This window comes from Treponema sp. Marseille-Q4130 (assembly GCF_014334325.1).
Taxonomy (GTDB): Bacteria; Spirochaetota; Spirochaetia; order Treponematales; family Treponemataceae; genus Treponema_D.
Genome location: NZ_JACSET010000001.1, coordinates 366,476 through 393,075, shown reverse-complemented (window position 1 = coordinate 393,075; position 26,600 = coordinate 366,476). Strand labels below are relative to the sequence as shown.

At 51.3% G+C, this 26,600-nt stretch carries 20 protein-coding genes and 1 tRNA gene; 2 read left to right on the top strand and 19 right to left on the bottom strand.

The genetic code is table 11. The features are described 5' to 3' along the window. Nucleotides 1–183: 183 nt before the first annotated feature. The 4 genes from gap to hcp all read right to left on the bottom strand — a co-directional run bounded on the left by gap (nucleotide 184) and on the right by hcp (nucleotide 9,107). Nucleotides 184–1,230: a type I glyceraldehyde-3-phosphate dehydrogenase gene (gene gap / locus H9I36_RS01620; protein WP_486389535.1), complete on the bottom strand. Its 1,047-nt coding sequence runs from the start codon at nucleotides 1,228–1,230 to the stop codon at nucleotides 184–186. A 112-nt stretch (nucleotides 1,231–1,342) separates the two neighbouring features. Continuing rightward, complete coding sequence (locus tag H9I36_RS01615) at nucleotides 1,343–2,704, bottom strand: hypothetical protein (RefSeq protein ID WP_187383634.1); 1,362 nt, start codon at nucleotides 2,702–2,704, stop codon at nucleotides 1,343–1,345. Nucleotides 2,705–2,724: 20 nt separating this feature from the next. After that, complete coding sequence (locus tag H9I36_RS01610) at nucleotides 2,725–7,284, bottom strand: 2-hydroxyacyl-CoA dehydratase (protein WP_187383633.1); 4,560 nt, start codon at nucleotides 7,282–7,284, stop codon at nucleotides 2,725–2,727. Nucleotides 7,285–7,469: 185 nt separating this feature from the next. Continuing rightward, nucleotides 7,470–9,107: a hydroxylamine reductase gene (gene hcp / locus H9I36_RS01605; RefSeq protein ID WP_187383632.1), complete on the bottom strand. Its 1,638-nt coding sequence runs from the start codon at nucleotides 9,105–9,107 to the stop codon at nucleotides 7,470–7,472. Nucleotides 9,108–9,267: 160 nt separating this feature from the next. Here hcp and H9I36_RS01600 point away from each other — a divergent pair, with 160 nt between their 5' ends. Continuing rightward, the gene (locus H9I36_RS01600; protein ID WP_187383631.1) at nucleotides 9,268–9,942 is read left to right on the top strand and encodes a Crp/Fnr family transcriptional regulator; all 675 of its coding nucleotides are present in this window, start codon (nucleotides 9,268–9,270) and stop codon (nucleotides 9,940–9,942) included. Nucleotides 9,943–10,046: 104 nt separating this feature from the next. Here H9I36_RS01600 and H9I36_RS01595 read toward each other — a convergent pair whose 3' ends face one another. The 11 genes from H9I36_RS01595 to prs form a co-directional block, all read right to left on the bottom strand. After that, nucleotides 10,047–11,219 (bottom strand): alpha/beta hydrolase, encoded by a 1,173-nt coding sequence (locus H9I36_RS01595; RefSeq protein WP_187383630.1) that lies wholly within the window; start codon nucleotides 11,217–11,219, stop codon nucleotides 10,047–10,049. A 209-nt stretch (nucleotides 11,220–11,428) separates the two neighbouring features. Further along, nucleotides 11,429–12,205: a helix-turn-helix domain-containing protein gene (locus H9I36_RS01590; RefSeq protein WP_187383629.1), complete on the bottom strand. Its 777-nt coding sequence runs from the start codon at nucleotides 12,203–12,205 to the stop codon at nucleotides 11,429–11,431. A 21-nt stretch (nucleotides 12,206–12,226) separates the two neighbouring features. Next, entirely contained in the window at nucleotides 12,227–12,520 is a 294-nt protein-coding gene (locus H9I36_RS01585) for a DUF4491 family protein (protein ID WP_187383628.1), read from the bottom strand. Nucleotides 12,521–12,620: 100 nt separating this feature from the next. Beyond that, entirely contained in the window at nucleotides 12,621–13,100 is a 480-nt protein-coding gene (locus tag H9I36_RS01580) for a flavodoxin (protein WP_187383627.1), read from the bottom strand. Between the two features lie 251 nt (nucleotides 13,101–13,351). Further along, complete coding sequence (locus tag H9I36_RS01575) at nucleotides 13,352–14,338, bottom strand: TAXI family TRAP transporter solute-binding subunit (RefSeq protein ID WP_187383626.1); 987 nt, start codon at nucleotides 14,336–14,338, stop codon at nucleotides 13,352–13,354. A 484-nt stretch (nucleotides 14,339–14,822) separates the two neighbouring features. Then, the gene (locus H9I36_RS01570) at nucleotides 14,823–16,787 is read right to left on the bottom strand and encodes a TRAP transporter permease (protein ID WP_187383625.1); all 1,965 of its coding nucleotides are present in this window, start codon (nucleotides 16,785–16,787) and stop codon (nucleotides 14,823–14,825) included. A gap of 367 nt (nucleotides 16,788–17,154) precedes the next feature. Then, nucleotides 17,155–17,228, bottom strand: a tRNA-Arg gene (locus H9I36_RS01565). Nucleotides 17,229–17,271: 43 nt separating this feature from the next. After that, on the bottom strand, nucleotides 17,272–18,126 hold the full coding sequence (locus H9I36_RS01560; RefSeq protein ID WP_222864618.1) for an MBL fold metallo-hydrolase: 855 nt from the start codon (nucleotides 18,124–18,126) through the stop codon (nucleotides 17,272–17,274). Between the two features lie 56 nt (nucleotides 18,127–18,182). Then, entirely contained in the window at nucleotides 18,183–18,836 is a 654-nt protein-coding gene (locus tag H9I36_RS01555; protein WP_187383624.1) for an HAD family hydrolase, read from the bottom strand. Beyond that, the gene (locus tag H9I36_RS01550) at nucleotides 18,833–20,056 is read right to left on the bottom strand and encodes an FGGY family carbohydrate kinase (protein WP_187383623.1); all 1,224 of its coding nucleotides are present in this window, start codon (nucleotides 20,054–20,056) and stop codon (nucleotides 18,833–18,835) included. Before H9I36_RS01550 ends, H9I36_RS01555 begins: the two co-directional genes overlap by 4 nt. Beyond that, nucleotides 20,053–21,312, bottom strand: coding sequence for a ribose-phosphate diphosphokinase (gene prs, locus H9I36_RS01545; protein WP_187383622.1), 1,260 nt, complete (start codon nucleotides 21,310–21,312; stop codon nucleotides 20,053–20,055). Before prs ends, H9I36_RS01550 begins: the two co-directional genes overlap by 4 nt. Before the next feature lie 134 nt (nucleotides 21,313–21,446). On the opposite strand from prs, the gene H9I36_RS01540 reads away from it, so the two are divergent. Further along, nucleotides 21,447–22,370 (top strand): MBL fold metallo-hydrolase, encoded by a 924-nt coding sequence (locus H9I36_RS01540; RefSeq protein ID WP_187383621.1) that lies wholly within the window; start codon nucleotides 21,447–21,449, stop codon nucleotides 22,368–22,370. Nucleotides 22,371–22,575: 205 nt separating this feature from the next. On the opposite strand, the gene rpmB is transcribed toward H9I36_RS01540, so the two are convergent. From rpmB to H9I36_RS01520, 4 genes are all read right to left on the bottom strand, one after another. Next, nucleotides 22,576–22,830, bottom strand: coding sequence for a 50S ribosomal protein L28 (gene rpmB / locus H9I36_RS01535; RefSeq protein WP_187383620.1), 255 nt, complete (start codon nucleotides 22,828–22,830; stop codon nucleotides 22,576–22,578). A gap of 65 nt (nucleotides 22,831–22,895) precedes the next feature. Then, the gene (locus H9I36_RS01530; RefSeq protein ID WP_187383619.1) at nucleotides 22,896–23,798 is read right to left on the bottom strand and encodes a CobW family GTP-binding protein; all 903 of its coding nucleotides are present in this window, start codon (nucleotides 23,796–23,798) and stop codon (nucleotides 22,896–22,898) included. Nucleotides 23,799–23,874: 76 nt separating this feature from the next. After that, on the bottom strand, nucleotides 23,875–24,930 hold the full coding sequence (locus H9I36_RS01525; protein WP_187383618.1) for an NAD(P)-dependent alcohol dehydrogenase: 1,056 nt from the start codon (nucleotides 24,928–24,930) through the stop codon (nucleotides 23,875–23,877). A 127-nt stretch (nucleotides 24,931–25,057) separates the two neighbouring features. After that, nucleotides 25,058–26,404, bottom strand: a complete 1,347-nt coding sequence (locus tag H9I36_RS01520) for an FAD-dependent oxidoreductase (protein ID WP_187383617.1) — start codon at nucleotides 26,402–26,404, stop codon at nucleotides 25,058–25,060. Nucleotides 26,405–26,600: the final 196 nt, after the last annotated feature.

Genomic DNA, 26,600 nt, shown 5'->3' with positions numbered 1-26,600 from the left:
AAACCGGCCGACGTGCATCACACGCCGACCGTTTTTCGATTAATAATTATTAAAAATAATCCGAGCGACGAGGCGAAACTCTTACTTGCTGATTACGCGGATCATTTCGCAAAGCTTGTTCGAGTAGCCCCATTCGTTGTCGTACCCACGGTCGAAGCAAGTGCGTACGACCGTGCAAAATACTTACTTGCTGATCACGCGGATCATTTCGCAAAGCTTGTTCGAGTAGCCCCATTCGTTGTCGTACCAAGCGATCAATTTTACGAAATCATTTTCAAGCGCGAGACCCGCGTTCGCATCGAAGATAGACGTATGGCTGTCGCCCGTGAAGTCGGTCGAAACAACCTGATCTTCGGTATACGCGACGATACCTTTGAGCGCGCCGTTCGCGGCTTTTTTCATCGTTTCGCAGATATTTTTGTACGCTTCGTCTTTGTCTTTGCCCGCAGCCTTTTCAAGCTGGCAGGTAAGATCGACGACCGATACGTCGGGAGACGGAATGCGCATCGAAATACCGGTGAGCTTACCGTTGAGCGCGGGGATAACTTTGCCGACCGCTTTCGCAGCACCCGTCGTCGACGGAATGATGTTGTTGTATACGGCGCGTCCGCCTCTCCAGTCCTTTCCGCCCTTTGACGGACCGTCGACCGTAAGCTGCGTACCCGTCGATGCGTGCACCGTCGTCATAAGACCGCGTTTAATACCGTACTCATCGTGGATCGCTTTTGCAAGAGGAGCGAGGCAGTTCGTCGTGCAGGACGCGTTCGAAATGATCGTCTGTCCCGCATAGGTCGTGTCGTTGACGCCGTAAACGAACATCGGCGTGTCGTCCTTTGAAGGAGCCGACATGACGACTTTTTTCGCGCCGCCTTTGATGTGCGCTTCGCACGCTTCCTTTGTCAGGAAAAAGCCCGTCGATTCGACGACGACATCGGTACCGCATTCGCCCCATTTGATATTCGCCGGATCTTTTTCCGCAAAGACGCGGATTTTGTTGCCGTTTACGATAAGGTGCTGATCGTCGAATTCGACTTTGCCTTCAAAGCGACCGTGAACCGAATCGTATTTGAGCAGATATGCCAGATAATCGATCAGCATTTTCGAAGGATCGGCTTTATTGAAAGCGAGCAAATCGTTGATGCCGACAATCTGAATGTCGTTAAAGTTTGAAACCGCAGCGCGGAATACCATGCGTCCGATGCGACCGAAACCGTTGATACCGACTTTAATCATACTAATAACCCCTTGTTAATAAAATCATTTTACGGGGATAATTTTACGCTTTATAAAAGCCAGTGTCAAGTTGATTAAAACGCCGCTGCGAGAGTATCCGAAAGCGGTTTTACTGCGGGTTGAAAGTCGCGGTCGTGCGCACGCGCACGAGATGTATAAAATCACCTTGAAACGTGCGCGAGAATTCTGCGAGCGTCGCTTCGGCATTGTTTCGGAATACGACACACTGAAATTTTCCGGCGTCGTCGAAATACGGAAAGAAAATCGCGCATTGATTGAACGTGTGCACTTCGGGAATTCTTTTGCGGTCGGTTTCGCGAATCGCCGCAAGGTAGCATTCGCCGGGATATTCGGACGCAAAGACGTACAAAAGAGAAGCGAGAGAAGATGCGGGATAGCCTGAATCTTTAACGTACCCGACGGTATTTTTTACGCCGTCCGCCGTCATCTCTGCGGCAAACGGATCTTCGGTCATATCGACACCCGATTCGGGATATCGGTAGGTTTTGCCGGTCGCGACGGAAAACACGGCGGATGCCAGATTGCGCGTCCAGTCGAGCGCAAAGGATATATTGTATTTTTCCGAAAGGACGCCTTGAAAACCTACGGGATCGTAGTTGACGGTGTGTTCGAGGAGAGGCAGCCGCTTGAGTCCTCCTTTCGTCATCGGATAGACGATGCCGTCGGCGATCCATTTGACGAATCCGGCGGAAGAAAGCGACATTTTGCCCGCATCTTCGGCGTGCATGCGGCGGGGCGCACCGGTTAAAATCGACACGGGATTTCCGTTTTCGTCGTACATCGCGTCGTCGGCATAGACGAGGTTCGCAAGGCGCGAACGGATGATCCGTATCATCGAAAGGGTCGTATCGTATGCGCCTTCCCGCCGGACGCTATAGCGCCACGGAAGCGTATTTTTCGTGAGAGCTGCGACATCGGAAAACGACATCGCATAAAAGCGCTCGAAAGGAAGACCGGTCGGAACTTGACGCGCGCAATAACTTCCGAATACGACAAAGTCTCCGTATGCGCTTTTTCCGAGCGGAGAAAATTGGACGTATACGCCGCTGTCGGGGGCAAAATAATAGCGCACGCAAATAGGATTTCCCGAACGCTTATTCCGGACGAGGATCCAGCTCCCCGGCGACGAAGCGGAATAGACGTCCTGTACCGCCGTCGTTTTGCCGCTTTCGGAATATACGTCGACCGGCATTTCCGTGCGGGGAGCGACTACGACGGAAAAAGTCGTATCGGTTTCTTCGAGGCGAATTTGAAAGAGGTTTCCGTCTTTTGCCGTGCGCACTTCGGTACGGTTTTCTCTGACGAACGAAAGAGGGGCTTCAAACCACGTTTCGCGCAGCTCTTTGCGTATGTCGGACGAATCGGGGACGAGGCCCCCGGCGAAAAGCATATTCGCCGCTCCGCACACGAAAAAAAGTAAAATTATTAATTTTCCGGCAGCGCTGCGCATCGGCTTCCTCCCCTACAGTCTCAAGTGTTCACCGGCGCGAGCACCGGAGGACGGTTTCCCGCCGCAACGGGTTCGAAATCGGTAAAGCTTACGGCCCCCTCGGCAAAACGTATTTCCGGTTTTACGAGGGAGCCGTCGCTCATCACGATCATGCCCTCTTCGTTTTCGTCGGGATGCTTTCCGATCGGCGCATTCGACAACAAAAGCTTTAAGCGGTTGAGCTGATTGACTTCGCTCGAACCCGGATCGTAATCGATCGCGCTGATATTTGCGCCGGGAAAGCGACGGCGGAGCTCTTTTATCATGCCCTTTCCGGTAACGTGATTCGGAAGACACGCAAAGGGCTGCACGCATGCGATACTCGGCACTCCCGTTTTGATGAGTTCGACCATCTCCGCCGTGAGAAACCAGCCTTCACCCGTGATGTTTCCGAGCTGCACGATATCGTCGACGCTTTTCATCTGCTCGTATATCGTTTCGGGTGCGTCGAAGCGGCGGCTTTTGCGGAGGTACTTTTCGATCGGCTTTCTGAACGATTCCATAAACCACACGAGAAGGCGCGCAATCGTTTCGGTCTTTTTCGGGAACGCGAGTTTTTCGTGGCGGAAAATGCCGGTCGAAAACGTATACAGGAAAAAGTTCACCATGTCGGGCATAACCGCTTCCGCGCCTTCGCGCTCGATCGTATCGACGATCTGATTGTTCGCCGTCGGATGGAATTTGACGAGGATCTCTCCGACTATACCGATGCGCGGTTTTTTGATCGGCAAAAGCGGCAGCGCATCGAAATCGTCGATGATGTTTTTGACAAGTTTGTGAAAACCGCGGATCGAAAGAGAGCGCAGCTGAATTTCCGCCCTGCCGTTCCATTTTTCGTAAAGCGCGTTCGCCGACCCCTGCACTTTTTCGTAGGGGCGCGTGCGGTACAAAACGCGCATGAGCACGTCTCCTATCATCGAACTCATGATGAGCCGTTCGAGGAGTGCGAGCGTCACTTTAAATCCCGGATTTTGTTCGAGACCGTTCGCGTTCAGCGACAGCACGGGGATATGTCCCCAGCCCGCGTCGTTCAGAGCGCGCCTGATAAAGCCGATGTAGTTCGTCGCGCGGCAGCCGCCTCCCGTCTGCGAAATGATGAGGGACGTATGATTCAAATCGTACTTGCCCGATTCGAGGGCGGCGATCATTTGCCCCGTGACGAGGATCGACGGATAACACGCGTCGTTGTTGACGAATCTCAAACCGATATCGACGGCGCGCGGATCGACCGCATCGAGTACGACGAATTTATAACCGGAATATTCGAAGGCTTTTTGAAAGAGACGGAAGTGGATCGGCGACATCTGCGGCGCGATGATCGTATGCGTATACTTCATCTCTTTCGTAAACACCTGCTTTTGATACGAGGCGCTCTTTACGACGGGCTTTTGATGACGTCTCTCGCGCTCTTTTACCGCGGCGATGAGAGAGCGTATGCGTATGCGCACCGCGCCCAAGTTCGAGCCTTCATCGATTTTAATAAGCGTATACATGCGTCCCTTTGCGCGCATGATTTCGTCGACCTGATCGGCCGTAACCGCGTCCAGTCCGCAGCCGAAACTCGTCAACTGCACGAGTTCGATGTTCGGCATGCCGGCGACAAAGGACGCCGCGCGGTATAATCGATTGTGATACGTCCACTGATCGATGATGCGCAGCGGCCGCTCGATGCTGCCCAAATGTGCGACGCTGTCTTCGGTAAATACCGCAAGTCCCAAATCGTTTATGAGTTCGGGAATACCGTGGTTGATTTCGGGATCGAGATGATACGGACGACCTGCAAGCACGATGCCGTTTGCGCCGCGCCTGATCATCTCTTCGATCGCTTCGATACCCTTCTCTTCCGTATCGCGCCGAAACTTTTCCTCTTCTTTCCACGCTTCGTCGACCGCGCGCGAAATGCGCTCTTTCGTCAATTCCGGAAAGTGCGGGATAAGCTCTTCGGCCAAGCGCACGGCCAGACGGTCTTTATCGTAAATCGGCAAAAACGGATCCATGTACAAAATGGAAGCGTCCTGCCTCAGCGAATCGATATTATTCCGCAGCACTTCGGGATAGCTTGTAACGATGGGACAATTATAGTGATTGCCCGCAGTCGAATCTTCCTGCAGTTCGTAGGGCGCGCAGGGATAGAAAATAAATTTTATACCCTGCTGCAAAAGGCTTTCGACGTGTCCGTGAGAAATCTTTCCCGGATAGCACACCGACTCCGACGGAATCGTTTCAAGCCCTTTTTCGTAAACCGTGCGCGACGACCGGGAAGAAAGGCGCACGCGAAAACCGAGCGAAGTGAAAAACGTAAACCACAGCGGATAATTTTCGTACATATTGAGTACGCGCGGGATGCCGACTTCTCCCATCGGCGCATCTTCGGCACGGAGCGGAACGTAATTGTTAAAAAGCCGCGCGTATTTCCATGCGAACATATTCGGAAGCTTCCCTTCTTTTCCCGCTTCGATATTCGTCGCTTTTTTATTGCTCGCATCGAGGACATTGCCGTCGAGTTCCGCTCCCCGCTCGCAGCGGTTGCCCGTTACGAACTTCCGCTCGAAGCCGCCGGTGCTGAACGTGTTGATCGTCAAAAGACAGTTGTTCTGGCATTTGCCGCAGCGGCGGAGATCGAGCTTGACGCTGAACGACTCGAGATCCGAAAGCGTGGCGATGCCCGAACGGACTTCATGCCGAGGAGCGCCCGGTCCTTCTTCGGGCTTCGGAGCCGAAAGATCGAGCCACTGATCGTAGGCGATGAGCGCCGAACCGTAGGCTCCCATGAGGCCTGCAACGTCGGGACGGAATACGTGCACGCCCGAAATATTTTCGAACGCGCGCAGCACGGCATCGTTGTTGAACGTACCGCCCTGTACGACGACTTTCGTGCCGATGTCGCTCGCTTTGCGCAATTTAATAACTTTGAAAAGCGCGTTTTTAATAACCGAATACGAAAGACCCGCGGAGATGTCGGCGACGGATGCGCCTTCTTTTTGCGCCTGCTTGACGCGGCTGTTCATAAATACGGTACACCGGCTTCCCAAGTCGACGGGCTTTTCGGCGAGCAGCGCCCTTTTGCTGAACTCGCGCACATCCATACCCATCGTGCGCGCAAAGTTGTCGAGAAAGCTGCCGCAGCCGGAAGAGCAGGCTTCGTTCAATTGAATGGAAACGATGGCGCCGTCTTTCATACGAAGGCATTTCATATCCTGCCCGCCGATATCGAGTAAAAATTCGACGCCCGGCACGAAAAAGTCCGCCGCGCGGAAATGCGTTATCGTTTCTACTTCGCCCGCATCGACGTTGAGCGCCGCTTGAAAGAGCGCTTCTCCGTAGCCGGTCGAAACCGCGCGCGCGATGTACACGTCTTTCGGAAGCCGCGCATACAAGCCTTTTAAAACTTTGACGGCAAGGTCTACGGGATTGCCCGCATTCGCCGCATAAAAATCCCACAGGATTCTTCCTTCCTGATCGATGAGCACGGCTTTCGTCGTCGTGGAACCCGCATCGAGGCCGAGAAAGACGGGGCCTTTGACGGAATCCAAATCGCCGCGCTTCGCTTTTTCTTCTGCATGCCGATTGACAAATTCGTCGAGATCGCTTTGGCTTTTAAACAGCGGCTCCAAGCGCTGCACTTCGCTGAGTTCCGCGCCGACGAGATTCGAAAGGCTGCTTCTGAAATCGGCGACCGTCGGAAAAGCAAAATCCGGCATGCCGGAGTAGCGGCGGTCGGCCGAATACGCGCAGCCCTGCGCGACGAAAAGCTGGGAATTTTCCGGGACGATGATTTCGTCGTCTTTTAATTTCAGCGTAACGATAAAGCGTTCACGCAGCTGATCCATAAAGTGGAGCGGTCCGCCTAAAAACGCGACGTGACCGCGTATGGGCTTTCCGCAGGCAAGACCGGAAATCGTTTGGTTGACGACGGCTTGAAAAATGGATGCGGCGATATCTTCGCGGCGGGCGCCTTCGTTGATGAGCGGCTGCACGTCGGTTTTCGCAAAAACGCCGCAACGCGCGGCAATCGGGTAAATCGTGTGCGCGTCTTTTGCAAGCGTATTGAGACCGTCGGCGTCCGTTTCAAGGAGAGCGGCCATCTGATCGATAAAGGCTCCGGTACCGCCCGCACACGTACCGTTCATGCGCTGCTCCACGCCGCCTTTAAAATACGTAATCTTCGCATCTTCGCCGCCGAGTTCGATGACGACATCGGTGAGCGGAATGATCGTTTTGACGGCAGTCGTCGCCGCGATGACTTCCTGAATAAACGGAACGGAAAGCCACTGCGACACGGACAATCCTCCCGAACCGGTCACTTTGACGGTAACCGCCCGTTCCGCTCCTCCCGCGATATTTTTTTCGAGGAAGTCGAGAGCTTTGTTTACGACGGATATGATCGTACTGCGGATATCGGCACGGTGGCGCTCGTAGTCGCTGTATATGAGCGTATCGTCGTCGTCGAGTACGGCGATTTTTACGGTCGTCGAGCCGACATCGATGCCGATACGGATCGGAAGCAATTCATTATGTAAAGCACTCTGTATTACTGCCATAAATTCCTTGTTAATTCTCTCCCGTTTTAACTCTCTCTATTATAATAGTAGTAAAGCATAAAATAGGCAAGTTGAACGATTTTACAAATTGACGGCAGGTGCGATCCTATGCGCACATACGGTACCGTAAAAGATCCGCGCGATCCGCCGGACACAGGGCGCAAGCGAATCGCACGGTATTCGATTTATTCGCCTAAAAACAATTTTAAATCGTCGTCGACGGTACCGATCGTTGCAAGACCGAAATTCTTTACAAGCACGTTCAAAACATTGGGCGACAAAAACGCGGGGAGCGTCGGCCCGACGTGAATGTTTTTTACGCCAAGGTACAAAAGCGCAAGGAGCACGATGACGGCCTTTTGCTCGTACCACGCAATATTGAACGCGAGCGGCAGTTTATTGATATCATCGAGACCGAAAATCTCTTTGAGCTTGAGCGCGATGAGCGCAAGCGAATACGAATCGTTGCACTGCCCCGCATCCAAAACGCGCGGAATGCCGCCGATATCGCCGAGATTCAATTTATTGTATTTATACTTTGCGCAGCCCGCCGTCAAAATGACGACGTCTTTCGGAAGCCGCTTTGCGAATTCGGTGTAGTATTCGCGCGACTTCATCCTTCCGTCGCAGCCGCCCATCACGATGAATTTTCTGATCGCTCCGGATTTTACCGCATCGACGATTTTATCGGCAAGCGCAAAAACCTGCTCGTGCGCGAATCCTCCGACGATCGTTCCGCTTTCGATCTCTTCAGGCGCCTCGCAGCTTTTCGCCTGTTCGATGATCGCCGAAAAATCTTTTTTTTCGCCGTATGCGCCCGGAATGTGACGGCAGCCGGGAACGCCCGTCGCGCCCGTCGTCCACAAGCGGTCTTTGTAACTGTCGGGAGGAATCACGACACAGTTCGTCGTCATCAAAACGGGGCCGTGAAATTTTTCGAATTCTTCTTTTTGTTTCCACCACGCGTTTCCGTAGTTTCCGACAAAGTGCGGATATTTTTTAAATGCGGGATAGTAATTCGCCGGAAGCATTTCGGAATGCGTGTACACGTCGACGCCCGTCCCCTGTGTCTGTTCCAAAAGCATTTCCATATCTTTCATATCGTGTCCCGAAATCAAAATGCCGGGATTTTTCCGCACACCGATATTGACCGTCGTCGCTTCGGGATTTCCGTAGGCGCCCGTATTCGCTTTATCCAAAAGCGCCATACCCTGAACGCCGTATTTTCCCGTTTCAAGCGTAAGGGCGACCAGATCGTCGACCGAAAGACCCGCATCGAGCGTTTTCGAAAGCGCCTTTTGAATAAAGGCATCGACTTCTTCATCATCCTGCAAGAGCGCGTTCGCATGCTTTGAATACGCAGCCAATCCTTTCAAACCGTATATGATAAGTTCGCGCAGAGAGCGAACGTCTTCATCGCTCGTCGCAAGAACGCCGACCGTCGAAGCTTTCGCATCGAAACTCGAAACATCGCCTTTCCACGTCGCAGCTTCCGGAAGCCCCTCCCCGCCCGATACTGAAGGCAAAAGGCTCTCGGTCGCAGCGAGCGTCTCTTCGATCCGCTTAATAATCGACTCTCTGTCGAAGTTCGCATTCGTAATCGTCGTAAATAAATTGAGCGTTACGAGATGATTGACGTCTTTACTTACAGGAAGTCCCGCTTGACGCATCTTCGTCGTTACGCATGAAAGCCCCTTCGTCACATAGATAAGCAAATCCTGCATCGCCGCCACATCGGGCTTTTTACCGCAGACACCCGAAACGGTGCAGCCTTTGCCGCCCGCAGTTTCCTGACATTGGAAACAAAACATCTTAGCATCCATACAAGACACTCCTTGTTCTTCTGTATAATTTCGCGCCATACGCTTTCAAACGCTTGCGTTTACACTTCGAGTATACTAAAATGACGCATGTGATGATGTGGTAAAAACCACGTCGACTTCATATCGATTTTATCGGGCAGGGCGGCGCAAGGAGGCGCAAGTGGATACGGCGATGCTTCGTTCGCTGAAAATCTTCAACGGCATGGATGAAAAAGAAATAAAACGCGCGGCGGCATCGCTCGGCGTGTGCGAACGCGTATATAAAAAAGGCGAAATCATCTTCCATGCGGGAAACACGACCGATACGATGGGCATGGTGCTTTCGGGCAGCGTCATCATCGAAAACAACGATCTGTGGGGCAATCGCACGATACTCGGCTATATCGGCAAAGGACAGTTTTTCGGCGAAACTTACGCGCTTTTGGAAAACACCGTTCTCCTCGTCGATGCATGCGCGAACGAAGACAGCCGCATCGTATTTTTTAAAATCGGAGCGGTCAAAAACTTACCGGCACAGGGAGAGCCGTGGCTCGTAAAACTTTTATCGAATCTCCTTGCGATCTCCGTCCGCAAAAATATCGCGCTGTCGGAGCGGAGCTTTCACACCGCGCGCAAAACGAGCCGCGCAAAACTCCTGTCGTATCTGAATTTCATTTCGCTGAAAAAGAAAAGCACCGAATTCGACATTCCCTTCGACCGACAGCAGCTCGCCGACTACCTCAACCTCGAACGGACGGCTCTTTCGAAAGAACTCGGAAAAATGCAAAATGACGGTCTCATCACCTTTCGAAAAAATCACTTCGTGCTGAACAAAACGAAGTCACAGGGAAAATAGAGGCGATTCAAAAACACGGATTCCGTTTTCACGCAAAAAAACGCCGATCGGTCCGCAAAGGAATCGATCGGCGCCTTACGGACGATCATGCAGGCGGAACAGACTCATCCTGATGTGCGTACGGTTTCCAGCCAGCCCAGCATAGTGTCCAGCACGAGGCGGCTGTTTCCGCATTGACAGTGGTTCGACGCCGCTTCTTTGTCGGTAAACAGTCTGAACGTTACCGATTTTGCACCGGTGAGCGCATCGATTTCTTCTCGGTATAAATGCCAATCGATAAAGTGATCTTTTGCGCCTTGCAAAATCAACACGTCCTGATCGATTTTATCCGCAATATCGAGCATTTGAAAATCGTTCATTTTTTGCATCCATTCGTACGGGCTTTTTGCGCCGTATGCGTGCATGCCGTGATTGAGCGCCCATTGGAAAGCGGGATCTTTTTTTACTTGCCCGTACAACACGGCGTTTATAATGCCTTTTAAGCGAAGACGCAGCAGCGTTTTGAAAAAGTTCTGCGCCGCATCGGGTAAATCAGAGAGGGCTACGTGTAAAAAATTCGGAAACACCGACCATGCGATAACCTGCTTAATGCGTTTTTCAAATGCGGCGGCTCTGGGCGCAAGCATCCCTCCCAAGGAAGCGCCGACGATAACAAGGTCGTCCAAATCGAAATGATCGATGATCGCCGTAACCGGTTTTTCCCATTCGTGCGTAAAAGTTGCTCCCTGCACACGCAAAACGCCGCCCTGTCCCGGCCCTTCAAAAAGATACACATCGTAACCGTTTTCGGCAAAATACAGCATAGGAAAAAACAGCTCTTCAAAATAACTGTCGTTTCCGCCGTGCAAAAGTATCGTCCCTTTCGGAGTTTTATGCGAAGCGCTCATGCCGGCTTTTGTGTACATAACCGGAAGACGGATCGAACCGAACGGAACGTCGAAGCGTTCAACCGTGCCCGATGAAAAATAATCGGCATAGTACGTGTAAAATAGATCGGCGGCTTTTTTATAATACGCAAGCTTGTCACCGTCGCCGTCCGCCATAAAAAACTCGCTCATGCGGTAATAAGCGATCGCGTTTTCAGTCCTGCTTTCTTTGAGCGCATTGTCTCCCAAGCGGATGAGCGTATGTTTCCAGTGGTCGTGCGTGCGAATGCCGCGCGACACGGCGGCCGTTTCGTCCAAGTCGCCTCCGTCCCAGTTGATAAGCCTATTAAGCTGAAAATTATAATTTGCATTGTCGTTTAAATTATATAAACCGACTTTAAATTGAATCATAATTCCTCCAAATAAATATTTTTATAGAAACCTGCCCTAAAGTTTCAAGCGAGTGACAACGTACGATTTATTACACAATAACGGATCGAATCGGAAAATACTTCCATCAGGACGCTGTTTTTCAACCCCCGATTTTTTTTCGTCGAAGTGAAGTAATTTAGAGCGCGCAAAGAATTTCGGCAAGATTTTTTTAAGCGATGTTGCCGGTATCAGCTTCCGCTTTTGAGAAAGTCCGTAAACGATATGCCGCAGTATTTTTTACAGGCGGTTGCAAAATGCGAAGAACTTGAAAAGCCTGCAAGGATTGCGGCGTCCGTTATGCTCGTGCCTTTTTCGATAACGCAGCGGCAGGTTTTTTCGAGTTTTTTTAAGAGAAGATAGTTTTTAAAATCGATGCCGACTTCTTCTTTAAACAAATGTAAAAATCGGCTTTTGCTCAAACACAGCGTCCGAGGGATCGTATCGTATGCGTCGCTTTCGATACTTTCGCATTGTTCTATAAGACGGATCGCTTCGGCAATACGGCAGTCCATATTCCGCTCTCCCTCGCTCTTGCACATATCGCCGAATACGGATGTACCGTTCGCCTTCCGCTTTTTTTGCTTTGCATGCCCGGCGAGAGTGCCGACAAGATATTCATCTACGGCTTCCAAGGACTCCCCGTCCTCAAGCATACGTACAAGATGCTTTTCGATTTTGATCGGAAGCGCACCGAAGTTTTTTCCTTTAAGCAGTTCATCGTCGATTATCCGTGAAAGCTCGGACGTCGTATCGATCAAAAACACCGCCATAGGCGCATCCTTGTTTCGCCGAACACAGTGCATGACGTTCGATTGAATGACGACCGAACACAGACTTTCACTCTCCTTTTCCGCCGTACAGGTAAAAGGTCGTGCCGAAATGAGAACGTGCTTTGCAAAATGTTTGTGCGCTTGCGGATCGTCGTATCGCGCCCGAAAGACAATGCGATCGTCTTTATATATCATACCGTTCGCGGCGCCGCTTCCTCATTCGGCGCCGTCTTTTCGTTTGGGATTTTTCGGAAACCAGCCCCGCTTGACACGCTTTTCCTGTTCCTTCAATTCCACGATGCTCCATAAGCAAGCCGTACCAATAAGAGCCGAAACGTATGCGGCGATACCGTCGGAAAAGAGCGCCACCGCCAAAAACGCGAGACCCGCGATGAGGAAAATCGGCCACACTTTAGAGGAAAAATAATATTCGCATTTTATAACGATCGGATGAAACAGCCCGATAACGGCAAGAGACGCAACACCGATAATAATCGCTTCGATGTTCATGTTGCGCCCCGCACGCAGCAACGGACGCAATCGTCCCCCTGCCGTTTTATGTTCGCCGCCGTTTCCGGAAAATTTTCCATGTTCCTTTGTACTTCCAAAATCAAAACTTCTCCGCCCACTCGGAAAGAGATGCGGGATCCTGTTCGCCGTTCAGCACTTTGCTCCCAATGATCTTCGCTTTCGGTGCGCTTTTCTGCAAATTCGAAATCGCTTTATCGAAACCGAAACCGCTTCCGCCGGCCGTCGCGAACAGCACGATCTTTTTGCCGCTGAAATTATAGCTCTCGACAAAGGTATTGATAATCGACGGCGCAATCGACCACCAAACGGGAAAACCGATAAAGATCACATCGTAATCGGAAATATGCGCATCTCCACCCGCGATCTCGGGCCGAAACGACGGATCGGACATTTCTCTGCTCGTTCGCGATCGTTTATCCATCCAATCCAAATCCGCTCTCGTATACGGCTTTACAGGCTTGATCTCATACAGATCCGCGCCCGAAGCCTCTGCGAGCATGTGCGCCGCATAAGAAGTTTTACCCGTTACGCTGAAAAACGCAACCAATTTTTTCGCCATATCCGTTCATCCTCTTAACAATTATTAAATTTCATATCAAATTTATTAAATATCTTCAGGGCGGCTTTTTGCGCCTGCGTCGCAAAAACCGGGCTTTTCGGGATTCCGCCCTTAGGCTTCATTCCGCCGCTCGCATCGCTCGCGTCGGAACGGCTTCGCCGTCCCTTCAATCCCTGCCGCACCGCAAGCGCAAATCACAGCGTTGCCATACCACGCGGCGTAAAATTTCGACAGAGATCGGATGAGGTCCGTCAATCGAGCGAAACGCCGATTTCGCGGTAATAGTGCTTCGCGCCTTCATGCAGCGGCAAGCCTGCAATATCCTTTACCGCATCCTGCGCCTTCAATCCTTTTAAATTGCGCTGCGCGTTTCCGAGTTCGTCGACGTTTTCCCAAAAGGTTTTCGTGAGCATATATACCGTTTCATCGTCGAGCGTCGAATTGCAAAACATCAGCATTTTAATAGCCGTCGTTCCGACGTCAGCGTTTTGTCCGGGATAGGTTCCCGCGGGAATCGTATAGCGCGCATACCACGGATAGGATGAACGAAGCTTTTCGAGGATATCGTCTCCGATCGAAACGAGCGTACACCCGGACGAACAGGCTTGCGAAACGGCGGCTGCGGGAATGCCGCTCATAATCCATGCGCCGTCGAGCGTACCGTTTTGGAGCATGTCGGCAGCATCTCCGAACGCGATGTATTCGGTTTGAATGTCGGACGGATAATTCAAGCCCGCTGCGGTAAAGTGATTTTTGCACTCACCTTCAACGCTCGATCCCGCAGCGGCGACGGCAAAGCGTTTACCTTTGATGCCCGAAAGAGATGCGATGCCGGACTTTTTTGTAACGACGACCTGGTTCGGATTAAAATACAACCCCGCTATGATACGGAGATTTTTATTCGCAGCGCCTTCAAAGCTGTCGGTACCCTTATAGCTTTGAAAGCAGTTCGAGCTCACCGCGATCGACACTTGCGACTCTCCGTCGGCGATTTGATTGAGGTTGTCGATGCCGCCGTTCGACGCTTGACTCGACGCACTCACAAAATCGATTTTCGTGTCCCACACATTCGTGATCGCGGCTCCTACCGCATAGAGCGCGCCCGAAGCGGATGCCGTCGGAAATTTAATCGTCACTTTTTCGTGTCCGCCCGGCGCAGCTTTTTTTCCGCTGCAGCCTGCAAGTACGGCAGCCGCAAAAACCGCGGCAAAACCGATCTTCATAGATACGTTTTTCATATTTCTCCCATAAAAACTTTTGCAGAAAGTTTCAACTTTCGAAAAAGTTTTTAGCCGTGCGCAAACGCGCACACGTTCAATAGTCGAGTTTGCAAATACAGTGTATCGTGCTCATGCGATTTTTATCGGAACGATACGTATACACGGCTACTGCAAACATCCAAGCAAACTCGAGATAAGAACGCTGCGATTTCGAGCAATGCACAGAAATCGCGAGTGTCTCTCATATATAGAAAAACGCTTCAGCGTTTTTCGTCTCCGGACTTTAGCGACGGCGATATTTCAGACGACGCTTTTTATCGTACCCCTATAAAACTTATGCAAACCTCTAAAAACCGACAGAGCTTTTAGAAGCAGTCTTTATTAAAACTTCCGTTTTCAAAAAATCAACCGTGCGTTTTCCCAGAACAAAAATAAGCATCGCACCGGCATTAATAATTATTAACGGATATTTTATCGCGTAACCGTATTCTTGAGCCCCCGCTTATGAACGCTCTTCCGAATCGGAAATCTTTTTCGCCGGCACTCGGTTTTTTACGTATTGATAAATGCTCACCGCAGCGAGGAGCGCAAAGCCGATCGCATCGGAAGCGACGCCCGCATAGAGCAAAAGAGGCGCAATCGCGATAAGAGCTGCGCGTTCGAAAAGGGATGCGCGTCGCAAAAGCCATCCTTCAAGACCCGCGACAAGCGTGACCGTGCCGACCGATGCCGTAAACATCGACCAGAGGCTCATCGCAAGAGGAGCGCTTCCGCTTCCGATAAGCAGCACCGGATTTGCCAAAAAGAAAAACGGGATCAAAAATCCGACGAGTCCTATCCGCACGGCAAGCAGTCCCGTTTTAAGCTGATCCGAACCTGCGATGCCGGCTGCGACATAGCAGCTGATCGCGACCGGCGGCGTAATATTCGAAAGACATGCGTAGATGAGGCAAAACAAGTGCGCCGCTATCGGGAGCACGCCTGTCTTTATTAAAACGGGAACGGCGACAGCCTGCACGATGACGTAGGCCGCCACGCCCGGAACACCCATCCCCAATATCGTCGACATAACCATGACGAGGAGTCCCGTTAAATAGATGCTCTTGTTCGGCACTACGTTTAAAATCACGTAGCCCATGTTTAGGCCGAGGCTCGTGAGGGTCACAGTCCCGATAATGACGCCGATGATAACACAGGATACGCCGACACCGACGGCACCTTTCGCGCCTTCGACGCAGGCGACGATTATTTTATCGCCTGTCATACGCGTATCTTTACGGAGCCAGCTCGCGCCGACGGCGGCGAAAATCGCTGCAACTGCCGAAAGAAGCGGCGTAAATCCTTTCGCCATCATCGCGATAAGCAACACTAGCGGGAGCACGAGATGCCCCTGCTCTTTCAGCACTTTTACGGCATCGGGGATATTCTCTTTGGAAAGGCCGGGAAGACCCATGCGCTTCGCTTCAAAATGAACGGCAAGCAGAATCCCCAAGTAATACAAAAACGCGGGTACGATCGCTGCGAGCATGACTGTCGTATAGCTTATGTTTAAAAATTCCGCCATGACAAAGCCGACGGCGCCCATGATCGGAGGACAGAATTGACCGCCGGTACTCGCCGTCGCTTCGACCGCAGCGGCGAATTCTTTTTTGTAGCCCGTCCGCTTCATAAGCGGGATCGTGATCGTACCGGTCGTTGCGACGTTTGCGACGGCCGATCCGTTTATCATGCCCATGAGGGCGGAAGCTAAGACTGCGACTTTTGCAGGCCCTCCCGGCGTACGCCCGACGAGCGTCAAAGAAAAATCGTTGATGAATTTTGAAAAGCCGCTGTGCTTTAAAAAAGAGCCGAAGACGACGAATAAAAAAATATACGTCGCAGACACACCGACTCCGATGCCCAAGATTCCCTGAGTGCCCCAAAACTGCGTAACGAGTACGCGCTTTATTGTAAAGCCGTTGTGTCCGAGCTGTCCAGGAATAAATGCTCCGAAAAAATTATATGCAAGGAAGAGCGCCGCAAGAAAGGCGAGATTGCCCGATGTGCGGCGGGCGGCTTCAAAAACAACTGCGAGCGCAAGAGCGGCAACGGCGATTTGAAAAGGCGTAACGCGGCCGCCGCCCCGAGCGACCGCCGTATAGTGAAGTATAAAATAGCCGAAGGCAAAAACCGCGACCGCGATGAAAAACAGATCGACGACGGGCGGAAAGCGGCGCTTTCTGTTTTCTTTTTTCGTAGCGGGATACAATAAAAACGCGAACAAAAGCAAAAAGATACTGTGAAATGCGCGCAGGTTTACGGCGCTCATCACGCCGACGGTATTGAAATAGAGCTGAAAGACGACCCAAACGCAGAGCAAAACCGAAATGACCTTTTCCGTCGGACCGGTATACACTCTGGTACGGGAATCGGTGTCCGTGTCTTCAAGCAATTTTTGCGCAAGGGCAGCTTCGGTCGGTTTCGGCATAGGGGCTTCCTAAAAGTTTATAGGGAACCTCTAAAAACTGCAGCTTTTAGAGGTAACTTTAAAAATGTGATGTCGATTGTATAAACATATATAGGAAAAGTCAATATTTTGAAAAAACTATATCGGGGACACGTGATATTTTCGTATGTGTCGGGAGAAGCGCAAACTATATCACAAAGCGCAGATGCTTTCTGCAAGAGCGCGCGAACTTAAGCGAACGCGTTAGGCGCCGGAGCAACGCGAAGCGGCCGCCGAAGCGAAGTATACGAGCGAGGCGGCTGGAGCGAAAGCGGAATTGCAGAGGTGCCGGCGGGCGAAGCCCGAAACGCCCCGTTTCGAGATTTGAAAAGTTAATAATTATTAATTACGGCCCATACGCGATTCGAACGCGTTACCTATTGCTTAGGAGGCAATCGCTCTATCCAGGTGAGCTAATGGACCAAACAACACTTTTTTTATGCGCGGGCGCGGCAAGCCGGACGCATTATGTTCCGAAATCGTAATAGACGCCGCGCTGCGTGAATCCCGCAAAGCCGTCTTTTTTCGCGTCGTATTGATCGACGTTGTCACCGTAGTGGCACAACGACATTTTCTTTTTCATATCCGCCGGAAGCGTTTTTAAGTCTTCGTAATACGCGTGCACTCCTCCGCGGAAAAATTGGCAATCGTGGAAGATGTATTCGATATCGTAGTTGCCGCACATCCAGTCGAGGAGCTCTCTGTCGAACTGTGTGTCGCCCGGGAAGAGGATGCGATCGTCGATGAGGACGCCGACCGAATAAAACGATGTGCGCCACGAACCTGTTTTGTCGGGGATGTGATGAGTGCGGTAGAGTTTGATGTTGATGGATCCGACATTCGCTTCGTAAAGAGGACGCGGGCGTCGCGCGATTTGACGCGGCCGTATCTGATCGAAATAATCTTCAAAGGTCATAAAAGCGCCGTCGGTGTATTCACCGTATGCGCAGCCGCCCTTGAGCGATTGGTTCCATAAAATTTTTTTATAGTGGTCGGTAATGACCATCTTCGGCCGGATCTTTGTCGTGTAACGCCCGACGAGCGCCACTTCTTCAAGTCCGCCGATGTGATCCGCGTGTGAATGCGTGATGAGCAAATTTCTGACGGACGCGATGGACGAATGATAGGTGTACATCGCGTAGGGGCAGACGGCTCCGCAGTCAACGAGCAGGTGATCTTTGCCCTTTATGATAAGCACGTTGTTTTGAAAATACTTTTTTGCAAAGGCGCTTCCCGTTCCGATAAAAAAGAAACGGAGGCTGCCGTCGCTCGTAAATTCGATTGTCTGCTCAAGCTTTTTGATTTTCACGATAGACCTCATATTCTTTATATTATACACGGTAAATGAAATAAAAACAATTTGTCCGCCGAAAAAAATTATTTGTGCGGATACAGCACTTTCTCGAGTTCGTACACGTCGGAAACACCGTCGACGAGGATACCTCCCATGCCCATTTCAAGCGGCAGGGCGATATCGATATCGTAACGGTCGCCGACGCTGAGGCATTCTTCGATTTTCGCGCCTGTCCTGCGCGCGGCTTCTTCGAAAGGTTCCCGCGCGGGTTTCGATTTTCCGAACGTATCGAGTCCGATGACAGTTTCGATGCAGCCTTCGACGCCGAGCGTGGAAAGCGTTTTACGTCCGACACCTGAGGGATTGTTCGTGACGCAGACGAGCGCGCAGGACTTTTTAAGCGTCTGCAAAACCGCGAAAAGCTTTTCGTCGCGCGATAAAAAATCTGCCGGTTCGATGAGCTCGTTCCTCCACGCGACGCTCGTTTCGATCGGGATGCCGAGAGCTGCGAATGTATTGCTTTCACTGATTTTTTGCCCGCCGTGCGTTTTCGACCATTCTCTTCGATAATTGTCGAACATCGTTCGGGCTTCTCTTTCGGATATGCCGCGCACTTTTGCGAAACGGCGGAGCTGAACTTCGCTTTGATGAGATACGTACGCACCGTTCGTGTACAGCGTCGAATCGATATCGAAGACGATCGTCTTGAGCTTTTCGGGCAGGCGGCAGATTTTCATGGAGCGCTCCGCGGTTTATAGGTTTTAATAATTTTTACGAGGGAAGAAGCGGCTTCTTCGAGCGATCCGTACACGCCCAATCCCGTAAAGGCCGCCGCCGCATCTCCTATAAGCTCCGCGTCGGGACAGACTGTGAGCGCAAGCGGAATGCCCGCATAATCGCATTTCATCTGCATCCATTGTTCGTTTTTCGTTTGGCCGCCGGTTACGACGACGGGAAGGATGACGCGGATATTGTTTTTTTCGGCTGCCGCAAGCAGGGCGGAAAACGACCGGTGCAGATTTTCTGCGATGAGCGCGAGGATTTCAAAGCCGTCGCTTTCGGGATGTTCGAGGCAGTAGGCGATGAGCTCTTCGTATGAAAATTCTCTTTCCATGATCGCTTCGACGATCGTCTTATAGTTGACGAACATGCGCCCGCTTTCGGTCTGCAGTATGGACGCGTTCCAAAGTCCGCTCATGACGGAAGGCAGGGAGCGCACGCGTTCTGCGTGCAGCGGAAAGGGTGTGCAGATATTGACGCCTTCGCTGGAACCTGCGCGGTCGTATATCTTTCCGACGGCAAGGGAATTCGTTCCGATCATCGCGGCGATAAAATCCGGCCCCCCGCAAAAAACGCGTATCGGTTTTTTTAAGCCGAGAGAAGCCGTCGCCTCATCGTGCGTCGCTCCCGCATCGCTTGCGATCGGAACATAGGGCGGGAGTTTGCTTTCAGGCAGGGATGCAGCCGCGAGCTGTTCACGCGTCCAATATGCGCTCTCGTAGCGCGCTTCCGGTAAAATCGTCAAATTCGATCCGGTGAGTTTATGGATGAGGTATTCCGGCCCGGAATAGATATACCGGGAAGCGTTCCATTCGGCGGGAAAGAGTTCGCGGAACGCCGTGATGCGCGGTATAAAAAGCGAATGCACGGCGCTCGTTCCCGCAATCGGCGCGGGCTTAATATCGGCGTTCCACAAGAGCGTCGTTCCGTCTTCGGAAACGATTGTCGGCCCGTTTCCCGAAATGCCGATGGCCGCTATATCGTCTTCTCCCGCTTCTTCGATAAGTTTTTTCGCCGCGCTGCACAGAGCGGGAAACCATTTTTGCGCGATATGCCGTTCATCCGGCTTTTCAAACGATTCTTTTGCGAACGCTTTGACATTGCCCTCGGCGTCTATCAGCGCGGCTTTCAGCGATGTCGTTCCGATGTCTGCCGAGAGGACGGTCTTTTTCGTCATGCTTTCGGCTGCAGCGGCTGCGTCTGCTTTTCCATCTTTTCAATGAGCTTGCGGTTTTCGAGTAGACTGCTCAACGACTGGTTGTAGTGAACGCGCATGATGACGTTTGCAAAGAGGCCGCTTACGCTCGTGTTGATGTACCATTCCCGTTTGCACAGCGCTTCGTGATAGACGGCGTTCGTTCCGATGATGCGGTAAAAAAGCCCCTGCCGGTACGCTTCGTCGAAGAGGTCGATCGCGTTGCCGGTAAAAAAGGGCAGGCTGATCGCAGCGATCACTTTCGTTGCGCCCTGTTCTTTCAAAAAAGCCATCGCTTTTAAAAGCGTGCCGCCGGTGCCGAGCATATCGTCGGCGAGGAAGGCGGCTTTGCCGTGCACGTCGCCGAGCAGCTTAATCGATTTGATGTTCGTGTTTTTTGCATTTTGCGTGACAACCGAATAATCGCGCTCTTTGTAGATCATCGCAAGCGGTAGCTTTAATCCGACCGCGTAGAATTTGTTTCTGTCGATCGCGCCGGTGTCAGGGGAGACGACGACTAAATCCTCCGTTTCACCGGTCAAGTCGACGATCTTGCTCAGCTCGCGGATGATTTGATAACTTGCGTGCAGGTTTTCAAGAATGATCGAGCTGAACGCGTTGACGATTTCCCGCGAATGGATATCGAGCGTAATGATCCGCGTTACGCCGAGCCATTCGTAAATGTGACCGAGCATACTCGCAGTCAGTCCTTCGCGTCCCTTTTTTTTGTGCTGCCGGCTGTAGGGGTAAGCCGGTACGACGAGCGTAATGGCCGCAGCTCCCGCCTGCCTGACCGCGTCGATCGTTACGAGCATGGACATGACGTGGTCGTTGACGGAAAGGACGGCTTTATTCGTGCCGTCGTTCAGCGAAAGCTCTTCGTGATTTTCTATATCTTGGAAGATATAGACGTCTTTTCCGCGTATCGATTCGAGCAGTTCGGTTTTGAATTCGCCGTTTGCAAAAAACGTAAAGCGCGCGGGAATTTTAAAAGACGGTGCGCGGTATTTCGTCACATCGCCTTTGATGTAGAGTTCGGGAGCATCGATATCGTTTTCGAAATTGATTTTTTTGACAAGATCGTCTTTATTCAGTTCGTAGCGTTTTGAAATGACATCGTTTTTAAGCGTAAAACGATGCTTGTACATATGCTTCAGATGCGTGATCACTTCGTCGGCGAAACGTTCTCCGCCCGGACATGCAACGACGGCCAGGTTCATCGGTTCGGAATACGGCATGATTCAAGACCCCTCTTTCGCGATTTCACGCGTGGTTTTCATAGTATCATTTTTTTTGCGATGTGACAATCGGACGATTGACTCGATTGACTCGGACGATTGCTTCCCGTGCGCATCGGCGCTATACTGCCCCTATGCGGATGATTTTAACCGGCACCGGTACGAGTCACGGCGTACCTGCGATTTCCTGTCATTGCAGCGTGTGTACTTCGCTCGATCCGAAAGATAAGCGCTTTCGGTGCAGCGCGTACATATCGCATCGAAACGCCGACGGGCGCGAAACGCACATCGTCATCGATACGGGGCCTGAGTTTCGCATGCAGGCGCTCGCACATCATATCGATTCTCTCGACGCCGTGCTTTTGACGCACGCCCATGCCGACCACATTGCATGTCTCGACGACCTGCGCATCTACAGCCACACGAAATCCGAAGGTGCGCTTCGCGGCACGCATCGAGCGGAAACGGACGAATCGCCGGGCGCGGGGCTTCCCGTATATGCGGATGAGAATACGATTTCGGGCATACAAAAGAGATTCGACTATATCTTTAAGCCGACGCAGATCGGCGGGGGAAAGCCGAAACTGCATTTGATAAACGCATCGCGCTTTTCGGGAAAGAAGCCGCTTTATATCGGAGAAGTGCGCGCGATTCCGATTCCGATGTTCCACGGCGAGATTGAAACGACGGGCTGGCTTTTGAGCGTCCGAGACGGAGCTTCATTCCGTTCGATTGCCTATCTCACCGACTGCAGCCGCATACCCGAAAGCTCGATTGAAACGCTCGTCGCATACGGCGGAATCATAGAACACGCGGTCATAGACGGACTTCGCGAAAAACCTCACGCGACGCATTTTTCGTATTTTCAAGCGATGGAAAGCGCAGCTCTTATAAGACCGCACCATACATGGCTTACGCACATGAGCCACGATATGAGCCATGCCGATATAACGGGGTACTGCATACGGCGGACGGAGGATATCCCCGCTTTGACGAAAATCGTGAAAGCCGGCGGTTCGGTGCTTCCTGCATACGACGGTCTCGTCCTCGATGTGTAGCGGTGTTCGGAAAAAGCGGTCGCAGGGCGGGCATCGGGAAACTTCCGTGTGTCCCTTTTGGTAAATACGTTTCCGTCGGTCGCTGCTGTTTTTTAAATAAAAAACCGCCTGAGCGGCGGTTTGTAAGACTGCAATAAAAAGGCTACGGCAAACGCTATTGGGAGCCTCTAAAAACTGCGATTTTTAGAGGTAACTTTGAAATGCCCTATTGCGCTTCTGCCGCTTTTTTATCCTGTTCGGCAAGAGCCATGCGTACGTCTTTGGGAATGCGCACTTTTTTGTCGACATAGTCCGAGCGGATGCAGTTTGCACACATATTGATAGTGCGCGTCGTTCCGTCGACGATCGCCTTTACTTTGTGGAGATTCGGCCGCCACGTGCGTTTCGTATGATTATATGAATTGCTTACTTTGTGACCGTACATGAGCGATTTTCCGCAAACATCACAAGTTCTGGACATATTTATACCTACCTTTACCGAATTGTACGATATTTTATCATTATATCGAAAAGGGGGCAATTCTGTCAACAGGCAAACAGCAGCTTGAGCGCGTTTTTGTCGAGGTCTTTGCCGATGACGGTAAGCTTGGATTCTTTCATCGCATCGCAGGTTTCAATGCTGTAGCGTTTGTCAACGACATCGAATTTCGCCCACTGTCCGTTTATCGGGACAAAGCCTTTGACTCGGTAGACGCGGCCGAAGCGCTCGGCGATGAGTGCCGAAAGATAGCTTATCAATTCTTCTATAGATTGAATCGCGATGCCGGTAAAGCTCGCCGTTTCCAAATCGGGGGCGGCCGAAAGCGGAAGCGGAAACAACGCAGTTTTGCCGGTAAACGTATTTTTTGCCGCGTCGAAAAAATCGCCCCACCATGCCGCATCGAGGGAATCGTAGGGTTGCGCCGTTATATCCGCATCGGGGTTGAGACCCTTGAGCGTACGGACGGCTTTTTCGATTTCCGCTTCGGTTTTGTTTTCGATTTTTGAGACGACGATATGAGAAGCGTTTTCGATTTGATCGGCGTAAAATTTTTCAAAGGTGGTAAGATACGAATCGATACAGTCGATATCGACTACGGTAACGGGTTTTAAAAGCCGTATGCGCTCGTATTCGATTTTGCGCAGATTTGCGATGACGGAACTTAACAAGCCGACACCGGTCGGTTCGACGACCAAATATTCGGGATCGACGGTGTTTGCGATCGTCAGCACGGACATGGCAAAGTCCGATTTTTTCGAACAGCAGATGCAGCCTTCGGTGAGTTCCCATACTTTTAAGCGGTTTTGTTCGAGCAGATTTCCGTCTATGCCGGCATCTCCGTATTCGTTTTCCATGACGGCAAAGCGTTTATCGGTTTTTTCGGCAAGCTTTCGGATAAAAGTCGTTTTGCCTGCGCCCAAAAACCCCGAAACGATCAATATGTTCATATTATTTTTAAAATTATTTAAAAAGGAAGGGGCCGGCGTGAAATCGATCGCCGCCCCCTTCTCATATAGTTTCAGATCAGATGATGACTACCGGTTTGATAAGATCGGCCGGTTTGTCTTTCATCAACATCAGCGCTTTTTCAACGTTTTCAAAGCCGTTGAATTTATGCGTGATCAGCTTGGAAAGATCGAGCTTGCCGCATGCGACGAGACTTCCGAGTTTTTCCATTCTGAGTCTGCCGCCGGGCATGAGACCGCCGTTGATCTGTTTGTGTCCCATACCGACGCCCCATTCGGCGCGCGGAATCTTGATATAGGTACCTTCGCCGAGATAGTTTACGTTTCCGATTTTTCCGCCGGCTTTTAAGGATTTGACGGCTTCGTCGAATGTGTCGACCGTACCGCCTGCGATGATGACTTTATCGACACCTTTGCCGTGCGTTAAATCCAGTATCTGCTTGTCGATCGGACCGTTTTTATAGTTGATGATATCGGTCGCGCCGTAAAATTTTGCCGCTTCGATACAGGCAGGGCGGCTTCCGACAGCGTAAAGTTTGGAAGCGCCGCGGAGGTTCGCACCTGCTACCGACATGAGACCGACCGGTCCTATTCCGATAACGAGAACCGAATCTCCGTACTGAACGTCCGCGAGTTCGGCTCCGTGGAAGCCCGTCGGAACCATATCCGAAAGCATCGGAGCGTACTGCACTTCAACTCCGTCCGGCAAGTGAGCGAGGTTTCCGTCCGCATCGTTTACATGAAAGAATTCGCCGAATACGCCGTCTTTAAAGTTCGAAAATTTCCAACCGGCGAGCATACCGCCCGAATGCATCGAATAGCCTGCCTGCGCTTCGAGGGAGTTCCAGTCCGGCGTGATCGCGGGAACCAAAACTTTGTCGCCCGGTTTGAAATCTTTGACCAATGCGCCGACTTCGACGACTTCGCCGCAGCCTTCGTGACCTAAAATCATATTGTGCCGGTCGCCGATCGCGCCTTCCCAGACAGTATGAACGTCGGACGTACACGGGCTGAGCGCAAGCGGTTTACAGATGGCATCCATCGGTCCGCATTTCGGGCGGTCTTTTTCGATCCAGCCCGTTTCGCCGATTTTGAGCATTGCAAATCCTTTCATAATTGAAGCCTCCTATTTTTTCCGGTATACCGAAGTACACGAAATATATTAACAGTATAAATGAGGATTACGGATTTTGCAACAAAAAAATACGCAGCGTCATGCCCGCACTTGTACGGTCTGCATCCTAGAGCGCAAACAGATCGTTTAAACCTTCCGACATCGTCGGATGCGTGTAGATAAAATCGCGAAGGGCGGTATACGGCAGATCATTGTCCATGGCGAGCTTTATCATATTGATGATTTCGTGGGATTCCGCGCAAAATAGCGCGACGCCTAAAATCGAGCCGGTTTTATTGTCGATGAGCGCTTTGAGCATGCCTTCGCTCTTTTTCAGTACCTTCGACTTGGGGATTGCCGCCGCATTCATTTTTACGACGCGGCAATCGAGCTTTTGCGCTTTCGCTTCTTTTTCCCCGAGTCCGGCTTTGGAATACGGCGGGTCGATAAAAACCGAATACGTAAATGCGCCCCTGTTTTTCGTCGTACGCTCTTTTGCTCCGTACATATCCGATAAAATGATCCGCGAGTCGTCGAGCGAAATATACGTAAACGAAAGGTTTCCGCACACGTCTCCCGCCGCCCATATATTCGGCACGGAAGTCCGCAAATGCTCGTCCGTTGCGATCCCTCCTCTTTGGGTAAGCTCAATACCCGCCTTTTCGACGTGCAGTGCATCGATATTCGGTCGCCGTCCGACCGCCAAAAGAATTGCGTCTCCCTCGAGGCTGCATTTTTTTCCGTCTTTTATATAAGTGAGGTTTGCGCTGTCGATGCTCTCCGTCTGTGCACCGGTGATGATTTTAACGCCTTTGCTTTCGAGTACGCCCCTGATGCTCTGTGCAACGTCTTCGTCTTCTCTCGGAAGGAATTCGGTCTCCCGTTGCACGATCGTTACCTTCGAACCGAAGTTCGCATACATCGAAGAAAATTCCAAACCGATATATCCGCCGCCGACAACAGTCAATCGCTCCGGCAGTTCGGTTAATGACATGATACTTTCCGACACGTATACATGAGGATTATTCTCTGTCCGTAAAGCGGGCGGGATAAACGGATACGAACCCGTGTCTATGACGATTTTTTTCGCTTCAAGTACCTGTGCTTTTCCGTCGGCGCCTCTTACTTCGACGGACGATGCATTTAAAAATGAAGCTGTACCGTCTATGACGTCCACACCCGCTTCGATGAGCTTATTGTAGTTGGCTGTCCGAAGCGCACTTGTCAGCGCATTCTTATTTTCGATCGCCGTTTTGTAATACTGCTTTTGCAGTGCGAAATTTTCTTTCGGCGCCACGGTCGATTCGGTTATCAGCCGTTTCGACGGAATACAGCCGACGTTGATGCACGTACCGCCGTACATAGCCGAATCCTTTTCGACGAGGGCGACACGCTCTCCTTTTTTCGATATTGTTGTGGCAAGCGTTTTTCCGGCTTTGCCGAAGCCGATGATAAGCGTATCGTATGTTTTCATACAGCTATTATATCGCTTTTACCGGAGAATAAACAGCGCATCACAAAAACCGACCATGACAACGGACACTAACGCACATCGTACTTATTCACGTAAAAATCAGACATAGAAACAAAAATCAATTTGTAAACGAGTCGAATTCTCATCCGTTTTCGGCAACTATTTTCGGCCGCTTGCTTGCATAATTTTGTACGGT